Below are 17,369 nucleotides of genomic sequence, written 5' to 3'. Positions count from 1 at the left end.
CGCCATCACGCAGCGGCTGATCGCCGCCATGCTGCTGCTGGGCGCGGCCCAGCCGGCGCTGGCGCTCACGCTCGATGAGGCGCGTCATCAGGGTCGCGTTGGCGAAACCTTTAGCGGCTATATCGCCGCGCGCCAGCAGGACAGCGAGACGCTGGCGCTGGTCAGGCGCATTAACGACGGGCGCAGCGCGGAGTATCAGCGTATCGCGCAGCAGAACAGCCTCACCACCGAACAGGTGGCGCGCATTGCCGGCGGGAAACTGGTGGAGCGCGCGGGCGCGGGCGAGTATGTGCGCGGCCTGAACGGCCTGTGGATGCAGAAATAAAAAAAGCCAGGCGTCATGCCTGGCAATCGAAACACAGAATTAATAATAATGATGATGATTAGGCGGCAACAATCTGTTTGATGGCGCTTTTCGCTTCGTCAGTCGCTTTAGTGGCAACTTCCGGGCCGTAGGCGATGCCTTCGGCAAAGACAAAGTTGACGTCGGTGATGCCGATAAAGCCGAGGAACAGCTTCACGTACGGCGTCAGCAGGTCGCTTGGGGTATCTTTATGAATGCCGCCGCGGCTGGAGAGGATCACCGCGCGCTTGCCTTTCACCAGGCCTTCCGGGCCCGCTTCGGTGTAGCGGAAGGTGACGCCGGCGCGTGCCACCAGGTCAAAATAGTTTTTCAGCTGCGTCGGGATATTGAAGTTGTACATCGGCGCGGCGATCACCACCACGTCGTGCGCCTGCAGCTCGTCGATCAGCGCGTTAGAGAGATCCAGCGCCTCCTGCTGACGCGGAGAGAGCGGGGCATCAGACGGACGCAGCGCGCCGACCAGTTCGCCATCCAGCACCGGAATCGGATCTGCCGCCAGGTCACGCACGGTCACCTGATCGCCTTTCGCTTTGGCTTCTTCAACGTAAAAATCGGCCAGCTGGCTTGACTGTGAGTAACCCGCCAGAATGCTGGATTTCAGAACTAATACTTTGCTCATTGCTGTTTCCTGTTTGTTACGCGGAAGGCTTCCCGCTCAATGGTTTACACTCTACGGACATTAGCGACGCGGTAAAAGCGCAATATTTCGAGAGCTATGTTCGAATTTCTTGAATAAGCATGGCATGGATGGCGCAGCCGGTTGTGCTGAAATGTGTTACTCTTTGCCCAATACTATTTTTTAGAATCAGCCGGTTAGCCCGGCTACCGGACGCTGCGAGCTGCAGCGGCTCCGTCTGAGAAGGTGCTTCAATATTATGTCATCACCGGTTTCCGCCTCTTTTGCGTCGCTCTGGTCGCGACTCGATAACCTGATGCTGCGCGACCGTCAGCGTCTCCAGCGCCGTTTGCGCGGCGCCAGCAAGGCCAACAATCCCGAGGCGCAGCGCGCCATCGCCGACGAGCTGAGCCAGGAGATCGCCGCGGCGGAGCAGCGCGTCGCCGCGCGCGCCGCCGCGACGCCGAAAATCACCTTTCCCGACAATCTGCCCGTCAGTCAGAAGCAGCAGGCGATCGCCGAGGCGATCCGCGACCACCAGGTGGTGATCGTCGCGGGCGAAACCGGCTCGGGTAAAACCACCCAGCTGCCGAAAATCTGTCTGGCGCTGGGACGCGGCGTGAAAGGGCTGATTGGCCATACCCAGCCGCGTCGTCTGGCGGCGCGCACCGTCGCCAACCGTATCGCCGACGAGCTGGAGACCTCCCTCGGCGGCTGCATCGGCTATAAGGTGCGCTTTAACGATCAGGTCAGCGACACCACCCAGGTCAAGCTGATGACCGACGGCATTCTGCTGGCGGAGATCCAGCAGGATCGCCTGCTGCTGCAGTACGACACCATCATTATCGATGAGGCGCACGAGCGCAGCCTGAATATCGATTTTCTGCTCGGCTACCTGCGCGAGCTGCTGCCGCGCCGCCCCGATCTTAAAATCATCATTACCTCAGCGACCATCGATCCGCAGCGCTTTTCGCGCCACTTCCATAATGCGCCGGTGATTGAAGTGTCGGGCCGCACCTATCCGGTCGAGGTGCGTTACCGGCCGGTGGTGGAAGATGCCGACGACAGCGAGCGCGACCAGCTGCAGGCGATCTTCGACGCGGTCGACGAGCTGGGCAACGAGAGCCGCGGCGATATTCTGATCTTTATGAGCGGCGAGCGTGAAATCCGCGACACCGCCGACGCCCTGATGAAGCGCGATCTGCCGCACACCGAAATTCTGCCGCTCTACGCGCGCCTGTCGAACGCCGAACAGAATCGGGTGTTCCAGGCGCACAGCGGACGACGCATCGTGCTGGCGACCAACGTGGCGGAAACCTCGCTCACCGTGCCGGGCATTAAATACGTTATCGATCCCGGCACCGCGCGCATCAGCCGTTACAGCTACCGCACCAAGGTGCAGCGTCTGCCGATCGAGCCGGTTTCGCAGGCGTCGGCGAATCAGCGCAAAGGGCGCTGCGGTCGCGTCTCGGAAGGCATCTGTATTCGTCTTTACTCGGAAGATGACTTCCTCAGCCGCCCAGAGTTCACCGATCCTGAGATCCTGCGCACCAACCTCGCGTCGGTCATTCTGCAGATGACGGCGCTGGGGCTGGGTGATATCGCCGCCTTCCCCTTTGTCGAGGCGCCCGACCGACGCAATATTCAGGACGGCGTGCGCCTGCTGGAAGAGCTGGGCGCGCTGACGCTCAACGAAGAGAACGGCCACTACAAACTGACCGCCTCTGGCCGTCAGCTGGCGCAGCTGCCGGTCGATCCGCGCCTGGCGCGCATGGTGCTCGAGGCGCAGAAGTTCGGCTGCGTGCGCGAGGTGATGATTATCGCCTCGGCGCTGTCGATTCAGGATCCGCGCGAGCGTCCGGTGGAGAAACAGCAGGCCGCCGATGAAAAACATCGCCGGTTCGCCGACAAAGAGTCTGACTTTCTCGCCTTCGTCAACCTGTGGAACTATCTCGGCGAACAGCAGAAGGCGCTCTCCGGCAACCAGTTCCGCCGCCAGTGCAAAGGGGAGTTTCTCAACTATCTGCGCGTGCGCGAATGGCAGGATATCTATACCCAGCTGCGGCAGGTGGTGCGTGAGCTGGGGATCCCGGTCAACAGCGAGCCGGCCGGTTTCCGCGAGGTGCACTGCGCGCTGCTCACCGGTTTGCTGTCGCATATCGGCATGAAAGACGCCGAAAAACAGGAGTTCACCGGCGCGCGCAACGCCCGCTTTGCCATTTTCCCCGGCTCCGGGCTGTTTAAAAAGCCGCCTAAATGGACCATGGTGGCCGAGCTGGTGGAAACCAGTCGGCTATGGGGCCGCATCGCGGCGCGCATCGATCCCGAGTGGATCGAGCCGCTGGCGCAGCACCTGATCAAGCGCAGCTACAGTGAGCCGCACTGGGAAAAAGGCCAGGGTGCGGTGATGGCGCAGGAGAAAGTGACGCTCTATGGCCTGCCGATCGTCGCCGCGCGCAAGGTTAACTATGGCAGCATCGATCCGACGCTGAGCCGCGAGCTGTTTATCCGCCACGCGCTGGTGGAAGGCGACTGGCAGACGCGCCACGCCTTTTTCCGCAACAACCAGAAGCTGCGCAGCGAAGTCGAAGATCTGGAGCATAAATCGCGCCGTCGCGACATTCTGGTGGACGATGAAACGCTGTTTGGTTTTTACGATCGCCGCATCGGTCAGGAGGTGGTGTCGGCCAGGCACTTCGACAGCTGGTGGAAACAGGCGAGCCGCGAGAATCCCGATCTGCTCAGCTTTGACAAGCAGATGCTGATCAAAGAGGGCGCGGAGAAGGTCAGCCAGCTCGACTACCCCAACTTCTGGCATCAGGGCAATCTGAAGCTGAAGCTGAGCTACCAGTTCGAGCCGGGCGCCGACGCCGACGGCGTCACGGTGCATATTCCGCTGCCGCTGCTCAATCAGGTCGAGGATCAGGGCTTCGAGTGGCAGATCCCCGGCGTGCGGCGCGAGCTGATTATCGCGCTGATTAAGTCGCTGCCGAAGCCGCTGCGCCGCAACCTGGTGCCGGCACCCAACTACGCGGACGCCTTTTTAGGCCGCGTCACCGCGATGGAGCTGCCGCTGCTCGACGCGCTGGCGAAAGAGTTCCGCCGCATGACCGGCGTGACGCTGGAGCGGGAAAACTGGCAGTGGGAACAGGTGCCCGATCATCTGAAAATGACTTTCCGCGTGGTGGATGAGCACAACCGCAAGCTGAAAGAGGGCAAAGATCTCAGCGCGCTGAAGGCGGAGCTGAAGGGCAAGGTGCAGGAGACGCTCTCTAAAGTGGCGGATGATGGCCTGGAGCAGAGCGGCCTGCATCTCTGGAGCTTCGGCGACCTGCCGCGCAGCTATGAGCAGAAGCGCGGCGGCTACCAGGTGAAAGCCTGGCCAGCGCTGGTGGACGAGAAAGAGAGCGTGGCGATCCGCCTGTTCGACAGCGAGCAGGAGCAGCAGAAGATGATGTGGCGCGGCCAGCGTCGCCTGCTGCTGCTGAACATTCCGTCACCGATTAAATATCTGCACGAAAAGCTGCCGAACAAAGCCAAGCTGGGACTCTACTTCAACCCGTACGGCAAAGTGCTGGAGCTGATCGACGACTGCATCGCCTGCGGCGTCGACAAGCTGATGGCGGAAGCGGGCGGCCCGGCCTGGCAGCAGGAGAACTTCGACCAGCTGCGTGAGAAAGTACGTGCCGAGCTAAATGACGCCGTGGTGGAGATCGCGAAGCAGGTCGAGCAGATCCTCACCGCCGTGTTCAACATCAATAAACGACTAAAAGGGCGCGTCGATATGACCATGGCGCTGGCGCTGGCGGATATCAAGGCGCAAATGAGCGGGCTGGTCTATCGCGGCTTCGTCACCGGCAACGGCTGGAAGCGACTCGGCGACACGCTGCGCTATCTGCACGGTATCGAGCGTCGTCTGGAAAAACTGCCGGCCGATCCGCACAGCGATCGCGCACGCATGCTGAAAGTGCAGGCGGTCGAACAGGCCTGGCAGGCGTGGCGTAATAAGCTGCCGCCGCAGCGCCAGGATGATGAAGAGGTGCGCGAGGTGCGCTGGATGATCGAGGAGCTGCGCATCAGCTACTTCGCACAGCAGCTTGGCACGCCTTATCCTGTTTCCGACAAGCGCATCCTGCAGGCGATGGAGCAGATCGCGGCGTAATCGTTAGCGAGCCGCCGCGCAGACGCGTGCGGAAATGAAAAAGGCGCCGCTGGATAGCCAGCGGCGCCTTTTTTGCATCCTGGTCGCGCGGGTTACTGCGCCAGCGCTTCCAGCTTATCGCGGAACGAGGTCACGGCGATGGCGCGGTTATCGGCCAGATAGCGATCTTTCGCTGCCGGCGCGGAACTCTGCACCGCAATCAGCTGCCAGCCGCTCTCGTTTTTCAGCAGCAGCGGCGAACCGCTGTCGCCCGGCAGCGTATCGCACTGATGCGACAGCACGGCGCGCTGCGCCCAGCCGGTGATTAAACAGTCGCTGTGAGAGTAAAGCGTATCCAGATGATCTTCGGGATAGCCCGCCTGAGTTACTTTGCGCCCCGTCTCTTTCAGCGCGGCGGTGAGATCGCTGCGCGATCCGTCGAACAAAGGGATAGGGGTAATCGCCGAAGGCGGGTTGCGCAGGATCACCAGGCCGTAATCATAGGGCGCGGCGTCGGTCGGCACGATCCAGCCTTCGCCGTCTGCTTTCAACCGGCGCGCCAGCGCAGGCTCAACGCGCGCGTCAATATCGTGAATTTCATAGCGCCAGCCGCTGTCGCTGGCCATAAAGCGCAGCGCCACTGGTTTATCAAATTTGCCGGGCGGCGTCAGCAGACAGTGTCCCGCCGTCAGCGCCAGATGGGCGGAAATCAGCGTGGCGGTGCAGAGGTTGCCGCTCTCGGTTTCCAGCTGCCCGATGGCGTCCCAGGGCGCGGCCGTGACGTCGCTAATGGCTTTGCGGTGATCTTTGCCAAAGAAAAGCGTTTTGATTTCATCAGGATTCGGCGCATCGTCATCATCATCGGCGTGGGCCAGAGTGGTGAAACAGAATAATCCAGTCAACAGCAACATAGCCAGGCGCATAGGTCTCTCAACGGCGAGATTTAAGAAGAGGTTAATGTCATCACGCGTGCGCAATAACTATAGCCGGTGAGCGGTAAAAAAGGGAGATTTATTGGGATAATCAGCACGCTACAACGACTAAATAAAGAAGAAGGCCGCGACGACGCCGCACAGGATCATCACCAGCAAAATAATTTCAAAACGATAGCGACGCACCATTTCCGCAACTCCACTAACGAAACACCCGGCAGAACCGGGTGTTTTTATTATTCAACGCTTCTTAAGGCGCAGGTGCGCAGCCTTAATTATTTAGCAGCGGCTTTCTTGGCAACTTTGTGGTGCTTTTTAGCAGCCTGAGCTTTCTGCGGAGCAGCGGCTTTCTTGGCTACTTTGTGGTGCTTTTTAGCAGCCTGAGCTTTCTGCGGCGCAGCGGCTTTCTTGGCTACTTTGTGGTGTTTTTTCGCAGCCTGCGCTTTCTGTGCAGTTTCTGGCTTAGCTGCTTTTTTGTGGTGCTTTTTAGCGGCCTGCGCTTTCTGAGCTGCATCTTTCTTCACGGCTTTTTTATGCTTTTTAGCAGCCTGCGCTTTCTGAGCGGCTTTGTGTTTTTTGTGAGCGACTTTGTGCGTGGTTTTAGCCGGCGCAGCGGTAGTGGTGGTCGCAGTAGGGGCAGCAGCCGGCGCAGCGGTGGTGTCAGCAGCGAAAGCAGCAGAAGAGAGACCCATAGCAGCGGCGATGACCAGTGCAAACAATTTTTTCATTGCAAATTCCTCGAACATTTTTTTCATGTGTAGCCCACTGCGGGGCCGGTGAAAAGACTATAAAAAAAAAGGGGCGGGGTTTCCGTGGGTGTTTGGTATCGGCGTGTAACGGATTGTACAAAGGGGGAAAAGGGCGGCCGCGAAGGCCGCACAGATTAGCGATTCAGGTAACGTTGTTCAAGATGCTGACGGAAAAAGCGCGGGTTCAGCGCTTCGCCGGTGGCGTTGATCAGCAGCTGCTCGGTGGGGAAGCGGCTGCCGTGCTGCCAGATGTTCTGCTGCAGCCAGTCGAACACCGGCTGAAGCTCGCCATGCTGCAGCCGGTCGCTGAGATCGGGCAGCGCCTTTTTCACCGCCTGGAACAGCTGCGCCGCGTACATGGCGCCCAGCGTGTAGGTGGGGAAGTAGCCGAAGGCGCCGTCGGTCCAGTGAATATCCTGCATACAGCCGTCGCGGTAGTTGCCGCGTGTATCCAGCCCTAACGTCTGCTGCATTTTCTCGTCCCACAGCGCCGGAATATCCTCGACCTCGATCTCGCCTTCAATCAGCGCGCGCTCAATCTCAAAGCGTAAAATCACGTGCGCCGGATAGCTCAGTTCGTCGGCGTCGACGCGAATAAAGCCTGGCTTCACCCGCTGCGTCAGGCGCACAAAGTTTTCCGGCTGCAGCGCCGGCTGCGCGCCGAGCTTGTCGCACACCTGCGGCAGAATACGCTGCAGGAACTCGCGGCTGCGGCCGAGCTGCATCTCCATAAACAGGCTTTGTGATTCGTGGATAGCGGTGGAGCGCGCCAGGCCAACCGGCTGGCTGCGCCACTGCTGCGGCAGACCCTGCTCATAACGCGCGTGGCCGGTTTCATGGATCACGCCCATCAGCGCGCTGAGAAACTCATCCTGGTTGTAGCGCGTGGTGATACGCACATCCTCCGGCACGCCGCCGCAGAAAGGATGCGCGCTGACGTCGAGCCGACCGTGGCGGAAGTCGAAGCCCAGCGTCGTCATCACGCTTAAACCCAGCTCGCGCTGCGCGGCAATGGCGAAGGGGCCCTGCGGCTGCTCTACCTTCTCCTGCGCCTGCTTCTCCACCACGCGCTGCAGCAGATCGGGCAGCCAGCTTTTCAGCTCGCCGAAGGTGGCGTCCAGCCTGGCGCTGGTCATGCCCGGTTCGTAGAGATCGAGCAGGGCGTCATAGCGCGAGGTATTGTTCGCCTCGGCGCGCAGCTGCGCCTCTTCGCGGCTCAGGCGCACCACCTCTTTCAGGTTGGCGGCAAAACCCTGCCAGTCGTTGGCCGGGCGCTGTTCGCGCCAGGCGTGCTCGCAGCGCGAACCGGCCAGCGATTTCGCTTCTACCAGCGAGGCGGGCAGCAAGGAGGCCTGCTGCCATGCACGCTGCATCTCGCGCAGGTTAGCGCGTTCGACGTCGTTGAGGTCCGCCTGTTCAGCCGCCTTAATCAGCTCGCCGACGCGCGCATCGGTCAGGATCTCATGGCGCAGCACGCCCATCTCCGCCAGCGCTTCGCCGCGTGCCTGGCTGCCGCCGGCGGGCATCATGGTCTGCATGTCCCAGCCCGCCACCGCCATCAGGTGGCCGAAACGGGAAAGGCGCTGAAAAGTAGCGCTAAGTTGTTGATAAGCAGTAGTCACCTGAAGCTCCTTGTGAAAAGTTATCGTGCGGAAACATCGCGCAAGGGTAGATCAACCGGCCAGCAAAAGCGAACGCTGGCGCCGCCCAGCGGGCTGTTTTCGATGCTGACGCGGCCGCCTAGCGCCTGCGCGATAGAGTGAACGATCGCCAGCCCAAGCCCGCAGCCGCCGGTGGCGCGGTCGCGGCTCGGATCGAGGCGGACAAACGGCTCAAAAACGCGTTCGCGCTCCTCAGCGGGAATGCCGGGGCCGTCATCTTCCACCTGTAGGCAGCCGAGCGCGCCGTCGAACCACAGGCTGACGCGCAGCCGCTGGCTGGCGTAGCGCAGCGCGTTGTTGACCAGGTTGTCCAGCACACGCTCCATCAGGCGGGTGTCGGAAACGCCGTGGTTTTCGCGCTGCGGCAGGTCGAGATCGATCTGGGTCTGCGGATTAAGGGCGCGCACGTCGTTGATATGCTCGCGCAGCCAGTGCGCCAGGTCGAGCGAGGTGAGGTTGAGGTCGACGCGCGGGCGATCGAGGCGCGCATAGGTGAGCAGCTCTTCAATCAGGCTCTCCAGCTGGCCGATGTCGCGGTTAATCGCGGCGGACTCCCCGGCGGTAAGGTTGTCGCTCATCTCCAGCCGGTAGCGCAGGCGCACCAGCGGCGTGCGCAGCTCGTGGGCGATGCCGTCGATCAGCTGCTTTTTGCTCGCCACCAGCGTGTTGATGTTCTCCGCCATCTGGTTAAAGGCGATGCCTAAGCGGAACAGGCTGGAGGTATTGTCGAAATGGGTGCGCACATCCAGTTCGCCGCGGCCGAAGCGCTGCGCCGCAATCTCCAGGCGCTGCATTTCTTTCCAGTGCGGCCGCATCCAGATAAACACCGGCAGCGCCAGCGACATGCCGATAAACACCAGTAGCGCAATATCCAGCAGCCGCATCTGGTGCAGATAGAACAGATAGGGGATCGGGCCAACTGAGAGCACGTAATGGCTGCGCGGAATATGCTGTAAAAAGGTGTACTGATCGTCCAGCGCCACGATCTCCCCGGCGCGCAGCCGGCGCATATCGGGCTCGTCAAGCTGATACTTGCTCATCGGCTCGATATGCAGATCGAACGACAGCCCGAGATCGAGGCTTTTAATCGTCTTGTTCCAGTCGCGCGGCGGAATTTCGCGCAGTTCGCTGCGGATCAGGTAGAGCGAACTCGCCATCAGATCGTTCATCGACTGCCTGCCGGCGCGTTCGGCGGTAAATTTGTAGACCAGCCCCACCAGCAGCGCCATCACCAGAAAGCAGACAAACAGCAGCAGGTAGAACTGGATAAACAGTTTTCTCATGCCTGGGTGTCCCACGCCTGCGGAGCGAACAGGTAGCCTTTGTTGCGAATAGTTTTGATGCGGAAAGGCTCGGTGGCGCTGTCGTGCAGCTTTTTACGCAGCCGCGAGATCGCCACGTCGATGCTGCGATCCAGACCGTCGTAGCTCACGCCGCGCAGGGTTTTCAGCAGAGCGTCGCGATTCAGAATTTGACCGGCGTGGCTGGCCAGCTCCCACAGCAGATCGAAATCAGCGGTGGAAAGCACAATCTGCTCGCTGAACAGCGTCACTTCGCGGTTCAGCGCGTCGATGGTCAGCGAGCCGAAGCGCAGCAGCTTCTGCTGTTTTTGCGCGGCGGCGGGCGCGGGCGCCTCGTCGCTCTGTCCCAGCTGCGCCTGACGCAGATGCAGCCGCAGGCGCGCCAGCAGCACCGCGGGCGGCGTGGTCTTCAGGATATAGTCCTGCGCGCCCATCTCCAGCGCCAGAATATGGTTCATGTCGCTGTCGAGCGAGGTAAGCAGCACGATCGGCCCCTGCCACTGGCTGCGCAGATCGCGGCACAGCGTCATGCCGTCTTTGCCCGGCAGCATAATATCCAGCATCACGAGGTCCGGCTGCTCTGCCGCAATCACCGCTTCAGCGCGATCGCCGCGCGTCTCGACAATCACCTCAATATCATGGCGGCCCAGGTAGGCCGCAATCAGCGAACCGACTTCCGGCTCGTCTTCAACAAAAACGATTTTGTTCATAATCCACTACGACAAATTAGCCTGGCGAGCAGCATAACTTTTCCCGGTCCTGGGCACTATGCCACCGCACGAAATATCCTTACTTCACTGGTATCTACACGGCAAAATGTGCCATCATTGACACAGCGTTTAAGCAAGGTTCTGAACCGTAATGAAAAACAGGGGGAGTGCGAGGGTGTCTGATAAAGAGCTGGCTTCAGCCATATACAGTGACCGCATCTGCTTCAACTACAGCGATTTTCTCTCCGCCTCCTGCAAAAAACGCTGGAGTTTCGTTGACGCCATTTACGGCGTGATGCCGATCTTCGGCATGGTGACGCGCAAATCCTCGGCTCGCAGTGTACAGGCGAGCGACGAGCACCTGAAAGAATTAGCATTACAAATCATTTCAACCCAGGTCAGCGACGAGATCAATATCGCGCGCTTAATCACCCTGGCCGAACAGCAGCACATCAGCCATTTTGACATCCAGCTGCCTTATCCGCTCTCCGCGCAGCAGCTGGACGCCATCCATCAGGAATACCGCAAGCCTCTCAGCCTCACACAGCAGGATGACCTGCTGTGCGTGGTGATCCCCGGTCAGCCGCACTAAACCGTTAGCTGCCACACCGCGGGCAGCGACGCCGCCATCAGCAAGCCGATAGCGATGCGCTCCAGCTGCGTGAGCGAGACGTCGCCGCGTCCGCCGCGGCGGGCGAAGAGAAACAGCAGCAGCCCAGGCGCATAGAGCACCACCGACAGCAGCAGATGCAGCGGCCCGGAGGCGTAGAGCAGCCAGAGTCCATACAGGCTGGCGCCCAGGCCGATGGCCAGCGCCAGCGGCTGCTGTTTGCCGCGCGTCAGCTTCACCAGATAGAGCCCCACCAGTAAATAGGGCACCAGGATCATCTCCGAGGCGATGGTCAGCAGCGTGTTGTAGTCGGCGTGGGTCAGGGCGATCAGGATCAAACAGAGCTGCACGCTGCCGTTGGTCAGCCACAGCGAGGCGGCCGGCGCGCTGCGCGCGTTCTGACGCGCGATGCTGCGCGGAAACGCCCCCTGCTGCGCGGCGATAAAAGGCACTTCCGCCGCCATAATGGTCCAGCTCAGGTAGGCGCCGCACACCGACACGATCAGGCCGCCGGCGATCACCGCATCGCCCCAGTGCCCCATCAGACGCGTCAGCAGGCCCGCCATCGACGGATTTCGCATCTGCGCCAGCTCGGCGCGCGGCACGATGCCGAGCGACAGCAGGGTGACCAGCAGATAGACCAGCAGCGCCGCCAGCACCGCCAGCAGAGTGGCGCGGCCGACATCCTTTTTCTCCCGCGCCCGCGCGGAGACCACCACCGCGCCCTCAACGCCGATAAACACCCACAGCGTGATCAGCATGGTCTGCTTCACCTGCTCCCACAGCGGCTTACCGAGCGCGAGGCCGGAAAAGTCGAAGTGGAACTGGTCATAGTTAAAGGCCGCAACCGCCAGCACCACAAACAGCAGCAGCGGCACCAGCTTGCCCAGCGTCGCCAGCAGATTGATGCTGGCAGCGGTCTGCACGCCGCGCAGCACCAGAAAATGCACCATCCACAGCAGCACCGAGGCGCCGAGCATCGCCTGCCAGGTATTGCCGTCGCCGAACACCACGCGTTCGGGCGTGTCGGTAAAGAAGCTTAGCGCCGAAAAGACGATCACCAGGTAGGAGACGTTAGCGATCACCGCACACAGCCAGTAGCCCCAGGCGGAGCAGAAGCCGAGCAGCTCACCGAAGCCGGCGCGCGCATAGGTAAAAATGCCGCCGTCCAGCTCTGGCTTGAGCCGGGTCAGCAGCAGCATTGCCAGCGCCAGAAACAGAATGCCGACGCCGGTGATCAGCCAGCCGATCAGCAGCGCGGCCGGCCCGGCCACCGCCGCCATATTCTGCGGCAAACTGAACACGCCCGCGCCGAGCATTGAGCTGAGCACCAGCGCGGTAAGTGCGCTGAGACCTAATTTTTTCTCCAAAATACCCTTCCCGCTAGCATAAGTGGCTGGATTATGTTCTGAGCGTCGAATTTAACCGCGCTGTTTTGCTTTTACATGACGGATTCCGCTAAAAGCAGGGCGCAGATTCTACGGAGTGCGAAAAGGGATGGCAATGCGTGGTTATGCAAAATTGTGAAGGGATAATGCAAACAGCAGGGCGGCGGGCGCCGCCCTGAAGAAAATTACTTGAAGAGGTCGGCGGTGACGGTCAGGTTGCCGCCGCTCTGGTTCTGCCACTGACGGGTAACGTGGTAGTACTTCGCCCCTTTGTCGGCGGCGCGTTTCGCCACTTCTTCGGAGATTTCGGTCGGGGTGCCGAAGTGGCCGGTAAAGGTCACGCTGTCGAACGGCTGCATCTGCGCAGCGGTAATGGCGTTCACTTCCTGAATCGACTTGCCGTTCGCCAGTTTCACCGTATAGCGCTGGCCGGTGGAACTTTGGGTTTCAAAGAAGCGACCCACGCCGTTGCTCGGGGTCTCTGACGAGGCGACGCCTGGAATTTCCACGCGTTTCGCCGCTTCGCCGCCGGCCGCCAGCGCCGCTTTGCCCGCTTCGGAGTCCGCCGGGATCAGGTTCGGACTCTGCACCTTGCGCTCTTTCGCATCGGCTTTATAGACATAGGCGGTCACGTACTGGTTGCCGCCGTTGTTGGCGTCCACCTGGCGCACGATAAAGAACGAGGCCGCGCCTTTCTCTTTTGCCGCTTTGCTGATGGCGTCGTTGACGTCTGGCTGGCTGGCGAAGAAACCGCTGACGCTCACGGTGTCGAACGGCTCCAGACGAAAGGCCTCCGCTTTCGGCAGCTCTTTCACGCCGTTCATCACGCGGTAGGTGGTCTCGTCATTGGCTTTCGGCGCGTCCGCTTTATAGAGGTCGGCCGTCACGCGCCAGTTGCCGCTGTTGCCGTTGCTGTCGTTAATGCCCTGAATAAAGTAGGCGGCCGCGCCCATCTCATCCGCACGTTTCGAGACGGCATCGGCCGCATCGCCGATAGCGTTAAAGCGGCCGGTGACGTTAATACGTTCGAATGGTTTCAGCTCGGCCGCTTTTTCCGGCGTCAGTTCCTGCGCGGCAAACGCGTTGGCCGTCAGCAGGGATAACAAGGTTGACGCCAGAATGGTGTTCTTCAGCTTCATAAAAATGATCCTTCGCCTTACGCAAAAATGAGTACGAAAACGTGCTGGACTCTTGATGTATAACAGATTAGCCGCTGATTATTGCATGTTATAAACAGGCTGTCGCAGCCAATTTATGCGACAAAACGCGTGAAATTGATAGCGAAATTCACTCAGTCGTCATGCAACTGTGTTAAGGCGCTTTTTTAACCCGAATATCTGAAAATGTGGTAACCCATAGTTCTTAAACAGTTAATACATTGTTAAATAAAGGTTTTTATTAACGCGATATTCGACATGACACGATTCTGCCCAGCAGAAAATAGGTGAAAGTGCCCTATTGCCAGTCGCATAACGCGGCTTTTCTCTTTAGACGCTGAATAATCGCATGAATGTCATAAGTACAAGCACTGGCTGTAGATCGCTATTCATATTTTCAGTAGGTTATAAATACTTTGATACAAGTGCATTTCGTTCATAAGCGCCTGAAACCCTGTTTCGGGCGCTGTGTCGTTATGCAGTCAACAGGCCATCATCACTCGATGAAAGGGAAGAATATGTTAATTGGAATACCCAAAGAGCGATTGCCCAACGAGGCGCGCGTGGCGGCGACGCCGAAAACCGTTGAGCAGCTTATTAAACTGGGTTTCAGCGTTGCCGTTGAGCATGACGCCGGCAAACGCGCCAGTTTTGATGACGACAGTTTCGTCGCCGCTGGCGCCACGCTGTGCGACAACCAGCAGGTGTGGCAGTCCGATATCGTGCTGAAGGTGAACGCGCCCGACGACGAGGAGATCACTCTGACGCGCGCCGGCAGCACGCTGGTGAGCTTTGTCTGGCCGGCGCAGAACGCGGCGCTGCTGGAGAAGCTGGCGGCGCGCAAGGTCACCGTGATGGCGATGGACGCCGTGCCGCGTATTTCGCGCGCGCAGTCGCTGGACGCGCTCAGCTCGATGGCCAATATCGCTGGCTATCGCGCCATTGTGGAAGCTGCACATGAGTTTGGTCGCTTCTTTACTGGCCAGATCACCGCGGCGGGCAAAGTGCCGCCGGCGAAGGTAATGGTGATCGGCGCTGGCGTGGCCGGTCTGGCGGCAATCGGCGCGGCGGGCAGCCTCGGCGCTATTGTGCGCGCCTTCGACACCCGTCCGGAAGTGAAAGAGCAGGTGCAGAGCATGGGCGCCGAGTTTCTGGAGCTGGACTTCGAAGAGGAAGCGGGCAGCGGCGACGGCTATGCGAAGGTGATGTCGGACGCCTTTATTAAGGCGGAAATGGCGCTGTTCGCCGCGCAGGCGAAAGAGGTCGATATTATCGTCACCACGGCGCTGATCCCGGGCAAGCCGGCACCGACGCTGATCACCGCCGAGATGGTGGCCAGCATGAAACCGGGCAGCGTAATTGTCGATCTGGCGGCGCAAACCGGCGGCAACTGCGAGCTGACCGTGGCCGACCGCGTCACCGTCACCGACAACGGTGTGAAGATCATCGGCTATACCGATCTGCCTAGCCGCCTGCCGACGCAGTCTTCGCAGCTTTACGGCACAAACCTGGTGAACCTGATGAAGCTGCTGTGCAAAGAGAAGAATGGCGAAATCGCCATCGACTTCGAGGATGTGGTGGTGCGCGGCGTCACGGTGATCCGCGACGGCGAAGTCACCTGGCCCGCGCCGCCGATTCAGGTCTCCGCTGCGCCGAAAGCCGCCCCTGCGGCCGCGCAGCCGGTGGTTAAGGAAGCGGCGAAACCGGCGCCGACCTGGCGCAAATACCTGCTGCTGGCGCTGGCGATCGTGCTGTTCGCCTGTCTGGCCAACGTCGCGCCGGCCGAGTTCCTGTCGCACTTCACCGTGTTCGCGCTCGCCTGCGTGGTCGGCTACTACGTGGTGTGGAACGTCAGCCACGCGCTGCACACGCCGCTGATGTCGGTCACTAATGCCATCTCCGGCATTATCGTGGTTGGCGCAGTGCTGCAGATGGGTCACGGCGGCTGGGTCACCTTTATTTCCTTTATTGCGGTGCTGATCGCCAGCATCAATATTTTCGGTGGTTTCACCGTCACCCAGCGCATGCTGAAAATGTTTCGTAAGGGGTAACTGATGTCTGGCGGATTAGTGACTGCGGCATACATTGTTGCCGCGATTCTGTTTATTTTCAGCCTGGCGGGGCTCTCGAAGCATGAGACCTCGAAGCAGGGCAATCTGTTCGGCATCAGCGGGATGGCGCTGGCGCTGCTGGCGACTATTTTTGGTCCCGACAGCGGCAACGTCGCCTGGATTTTGCTGGCGATGGTCATCGGCGGCGCCATCGGCGTGCGTCTGGCGCAGAAGGTCGAAATGACTGAAATGCCGGAGCTGGTGGCGATCCTGCACAGCTTCGTCGGCCTGGCGGCGGTGCTGGTGGGCTTTAACAGCTTTATCGATCATGCGCCGGGCCTGCCGGCGGTGCTGGAAAATATTCACCTGACCGAAGTGTTCCTCGGCATCTTTATCGGTGCGGTGACCTTTACCGGCTCGCTGGTGGCGTTCGGCAAGCTGCGCGGCAAGATTTCGTCGCGTCCGCTGATGCTGCCGCATCGTCACAAGCTGAACCTGCTGGCGCTGGTGGTCTCTTTTCTGCTGCTGCTGTGGTTTGTGCGCACCGAAAGCACTGGCGCGCAGGTGTTTGCGCTGCTGCTGATGACCTTGATCGCGCTGGCGTTCGGCTGGCATCTGGTGGCCTCTATCGGCGGCGCGGATATGCCGGTGGTGGTGTCGATGCTTAACTCCTACTCAGGCTGGGCGGCGGCGGCGGCGGGCTTTATGCTGAGCAACGACCTGCTGATCGTGACCGGTGCGCTGGTCGGCTCCTCGGGTGCCATCCTCTCTTACATTATGTGTAAGGCGATGAACCGTTCCTTTATCAGCGTGATCGCTGGCGGCTTCGGCACTGACAGCAGCGTCGGCGGCGAGAGCGAAGAGGCGGGCGAGCACCGCGAAATCAACGTAGAAGAGACGGCCGAGCTGCTGAAGCACTCTTCCTCGGTGGTTATCACCCCAGGCTACGGCATGGCGGTGGCGCAGGCGCAGTATCCAGTGGCGGAGATCACCGAGAAACTGCGCGCGCGCGGCATTAAGGTGCGCTTCGGCATCCATCCGGTCGCCGGACGTCTGCCAGGGCATATGAACGTGCTGCTGGCGGAGGCGAAGGTGCCTTACGACGTGGTGCTGGAGATGGACGAGATCAACGACGATTTCGCCGATACCGACACCGTGCTGGTTATCGGCGCCAACGACACCGTTAACCCGGCGGCGCAGGACGATCCGCGCAGCCCGATTGCCGGCATGCCGGTGCTGGAAGTGTGGAAAGCGCAGAACGTCATTGTGTTTAAACGCTCGATGAACACCGGCTATGCCGGCGTGCAGAACCCGCTGTTCTTTAAAGAGAACACCCAGATGCTGTTTGGCGACGCCAAAGCGAGCGTGGAAGGGATTCTCAAAGCGCTGTAATGAAAAGGGCGGCCAACTGGCCTAATGCTTAATAGTTAAGGTAAGGCCGCTATTTTCTCCAAATGGCGGCCTTTTTTATGCGTGTGAGAGGCTGGTGCGGGCCGCTGCGCCTCCTCGGCTGCCGGGCCGTGCCCTTTCCAGCAGCGCATGCGGAAGCTTGCCAGCAGGCCGGGGCCGCTCAGGGGCGGGCATTTCGCAGCGCTGAACAGAATGAGTCTGCCAGGAGAGCCCGCAGGGAAGCGGGCGAAAGGTGGGGCTGGAACAGGGATGTTCCATCCCCACCGGTCCGTCAGGCAG

General features: G+C 60.4%; 14 protein-coding genes. 5 read left to right on the top strand and 9 right to left on the bottom strand.

The features are described 5' to 3' along the window. Positions 1–28 precede the first annotated feature (28 nt). Complete coding sequence (locus B2J69_RS19345) at positions 29–325, top strand: YdbL family protein (RefSeq protein WP_094078534.1); 297 nt, start codon at positions 29–31, stop codon at positions 323–325. Positions 326–383: 58 nt separating this feature from the next. Here B2J69_RS19345 and B2J69_RS19340 read toward each other — a convergent pair whose 3' ends face one another. After that, positions 384–983: an FMN-dependent NADH-azoreductase gene (locus B2J69_RS19340; protein ID WP_081141308.1), complete on the bottom strand. Its 600-nt coding sequence runs from the start codon at positions 981–983 to the stop codon at positions 384–386. Between the two features lie 256 nt (positions 984–1,239). Between B2J69_RS19340 and hrpA the strand changes: the two genes are divergently transcribed. Next, positions 1,240–5,142, top strand: coding sequence for an ATP-dependent RNA helicase HrpA (gene hrpA, locus B2J69_RS19335; RefSeq protein WP_081141306.1), 3,903 nt, complete (start codon positions 1,240–1,242; stop codon positions 5,140–5,142). A 92-nt stretch (positions 5,143–5,234) separates the two neighbouring features. Here the strand turns inward: hrpA and B2J69_RS19330 are convergent, their stop codons facing one another. The 6 genes from B2J69_RS19330 to rstA all read right to left on the bottom strand — a co-directional run bounded on the left by B2J69_RS19330 (position 5,235) and on the right by rstA (position 10,474). Continuing rightward, positions 5,235–6,044: a trypsin-like serine peptidase gene (locus B2J69_RS19330; RefSeq protein ID WP_081141303.1), complete on the bottom strand. Its 810-nt coding sequence runs from the start codon at positions 6,042–6,044 to the stop codon at positions 5,235–5,237. A 117-nt stretch (positions 6,045–6,161) separates the two neighbouring features. Next, positions 6,162–6,242, bottom strand: coding sequence for a small membrane protein YdgU (gene ydgU, locus B2J69_RS24610; RefSeq protein ID WP_456238497.1), 81 nt, complete (start codon positions 6,240–6,242; stop codon positions 6,162–6,164). Between the two features lie 86 nt (positions 6,243–6,328). Then, positions 6,329–6,781: an acid resistance repetitive basic protein Asr gene (gene asr / locus B2J69_RS19325; RefSeq protein ID WP_081141375.1), complete on the bottom strand. Its 453-nt coding sequence runs from the start codon at positions 6,779–6,781 to the stop codon at positions 6,329–6,331. 155 nt (positions 6,782–6,936) lie between these two features. Beyond that, entirely contained in the window at positions 6,937–8,424 is a 1,488-nt protein-coding gene (locus tag B2J69_RS19320) for a carboxypeptidase M32 (RefSeq protein ID WP_081141300.1), read from the bottom strand. Positions 8,425–8,444: 20 nt separating this feature from the next. Continuing rightward, positions 8,445–9,746 carry a two-component system sensor histidine kinase RstB gene (gene rstB / locus B2J69_RS19315; RefSeq protein ID WP_081141297.1) on the bottom strand — a complete coding sequence of 434 codons (1,302 nt, stop codon included), beginning with the start codon at positions 9,744–9,746 and terminating at the stop codon, positions 8,445–8,447. Then, complete coding sequence (rstA, locus tag B2J69_RS19310) at positions 9,743–10,474, bottom strand: two-component system response regulator RstA (protein WP_081141294.1); 732 nt, start codon at positions 10,472–10,474, stop codon at positions 9,743–9,745. Before rstA ends, rstB begins: the two co-directional genes overlap by 4 nt. A gap of 175 nt (positions 10,475–10,649) precedes the next feature. Here rstA and B2J69_RS19305 point away from each other — a divergent pair, with 175 nt between their 5' ends. Further along, on the top strand, positions 10,650–11,066 hold the full coding sequence (locus B2J69_RS19305) for a hypothetical protein (protein ID WP_081141291.1): 417 nt from the start codon (positions 10,650–10,652) through the stop codon (positions 11,064–11,066). Here B2J69_RS19305 and B2J69_RS19300 read toward each other — a convergent pair. Continuing rightward, positions 11,063–12,454, bottom strand: coding sequence for a basic amino acid/polyamine antiporter (locus tag B2J69_RS19300; protein WP_081141288.1), 1,392 nt, complete (start codon positions 12,452–12,454; stop codon positions 11,063–11,065). The genes B2J69_RS19305 and B2J69_RS19300 overlap by 4 nt on opposite strands. A 203-nt stretch (positions 12,455–12,657) precedes the next feature. Beyond that, positions 12,658–13,611 carry a DUF1471 family protein YdgH gene (gene ydgH, locus B2J69_RS19295; RefSeq protein ID WP_081141286.1) on the bottom strand — a complete coding sequence of 318 codons (954 nt, stop codon included), beginning with the start codon at positions 13,609–13,611 and terminating at the stop codon, positions 12,658–12,660. Positions 13,612–14,147: 536 nt separating this feature from the next. On the opposite strand from ydgH, the gene pntA reads away from it, so the two are divergent. Together pntA and pntB are read left to right on the top strand one after the other, a co-directional pair. Then, complete coding sequence (gene pntA, locus B2J69_RS19290; RefSeq protein WP_081141285.1) at positions 14,148–15,680, top strand: Re/Si-specific NAD(P)(+) transhydrogenase subunit alpha; 1,533 nt, start codon at positions 14,148–14,150, stop codon at positions 15,678–15,680. Between the two features lie 3 nt (positions 15,681–15,683). Beyond that, complete coding sequence (gene pntB, locus B2J69_RS19285; RefSeq protein ID WP_081141284.1) at positions 15,684–17,072, top strand: Re/Si-specific NAD(P)(+) transhydrogenase subunit beta; 1,389 nt, start codon at positions 15,684–15,686, stop codon at positions 17,070–17,072. The last annotated feature ends 297 nt before the right edge of the window (positions 17,073–17,369 follow it).

The organism is Pantoea latae (assembly GCF_002077695.1).
In the GTDB taxonomy this organism is placed as follows: Bacteria; Pseudomonadota; Gammaproteobacteria; order Enterobacterales; family Enterobacteriaceae; genus Pantoea; species Pantoea latae.
Note: the sequence above shows the minus strand (reverse complement) of the source record. Positions and strands in the feature narration are given on the sequence as shown.

What these genes read in the sequence shown, in the direction of transcription:
- B2J69_RS19345 (WP_094078534.1), top strand. Translation starts at nt 29, where the DNA reads ATGCTGCTGCTGGGCGCGGCCCAGCCGGCGCTGGCGCTCACGCTCGAT.
- B2J69_RS19340 (WP_081141308.1), bottom strand. Translation starts at nt 983, where the DNA reads ATGAGCAAAGTATTAGTTCTGAAATCCAGCATTCTGGCGGGTTACTCA.
- hrpA (WP_081141306.1), top strand. Translation starts at nt 1,240, where the DNA reads ATGTCATCACCGGTTTCCGCCTCTTTTGCGTCGCTCTGGTCGCGACTC.
- B2J69_RS19330 (WP_081141303.1), bottom strand. Translation starts at nt 6,044, where the DNA reads ATGCGCCTGGCTATGTTGCTGTTGACTGGATTATTCTGTTTCACCACT.
- ydgU (WP_456238497.1), bottom strand. Translation starts at nt 6,242, where the DNA reads ATGGTGCGTCGCTATCGTTTTGAAATTATTTTGCTGGTGATGATCCTG.
- asr (WP_081141375.1), bottom strand. Translation starts at nt 6,781, where the DNA reads ATGAAAAAATTGTTTGCACTGGTCATCGCCGCTGCTATGGGTCTCTCT.
- rstB (WP_081141297.1), bottom strand. Translation starts at nt 9,746, where the DNA reads ATGAGAAAACTGTTTATCCAGTTCTACCTGCTGCTGTTTGTCTGCTTT.
- rstA (WP_081141294.1), bottom strand. Translation starts at nt 10,474, where the DNA reads ATGAACAAAATCGTTTTTGTTGAAGACGAGCCGGAAGTCGGTTCGCTG.
- ydgH (WP_081141286.1), bottom strand. Translation starts at nt 13,611, where the DNA reads ATGAAGCTGAAGAACACCATTCTGGCGTCAACCTTGTTATCCCTGCTG.
- pntA (WP_081141285.1), top strand. Translation starts at nt 14,148, where the DNA reads ATGTTAATTGGAATACCCAAAGAGCGATTGCCCAACGAGGCGCGCGTG.
- pntB (WP_081141284.1), top strand. Translation starts at nt 15,684, where the DNA reads ATGTCTGGCGGATTAGTGACTGCGGCATACATTGTTGCCGCGATTCTG.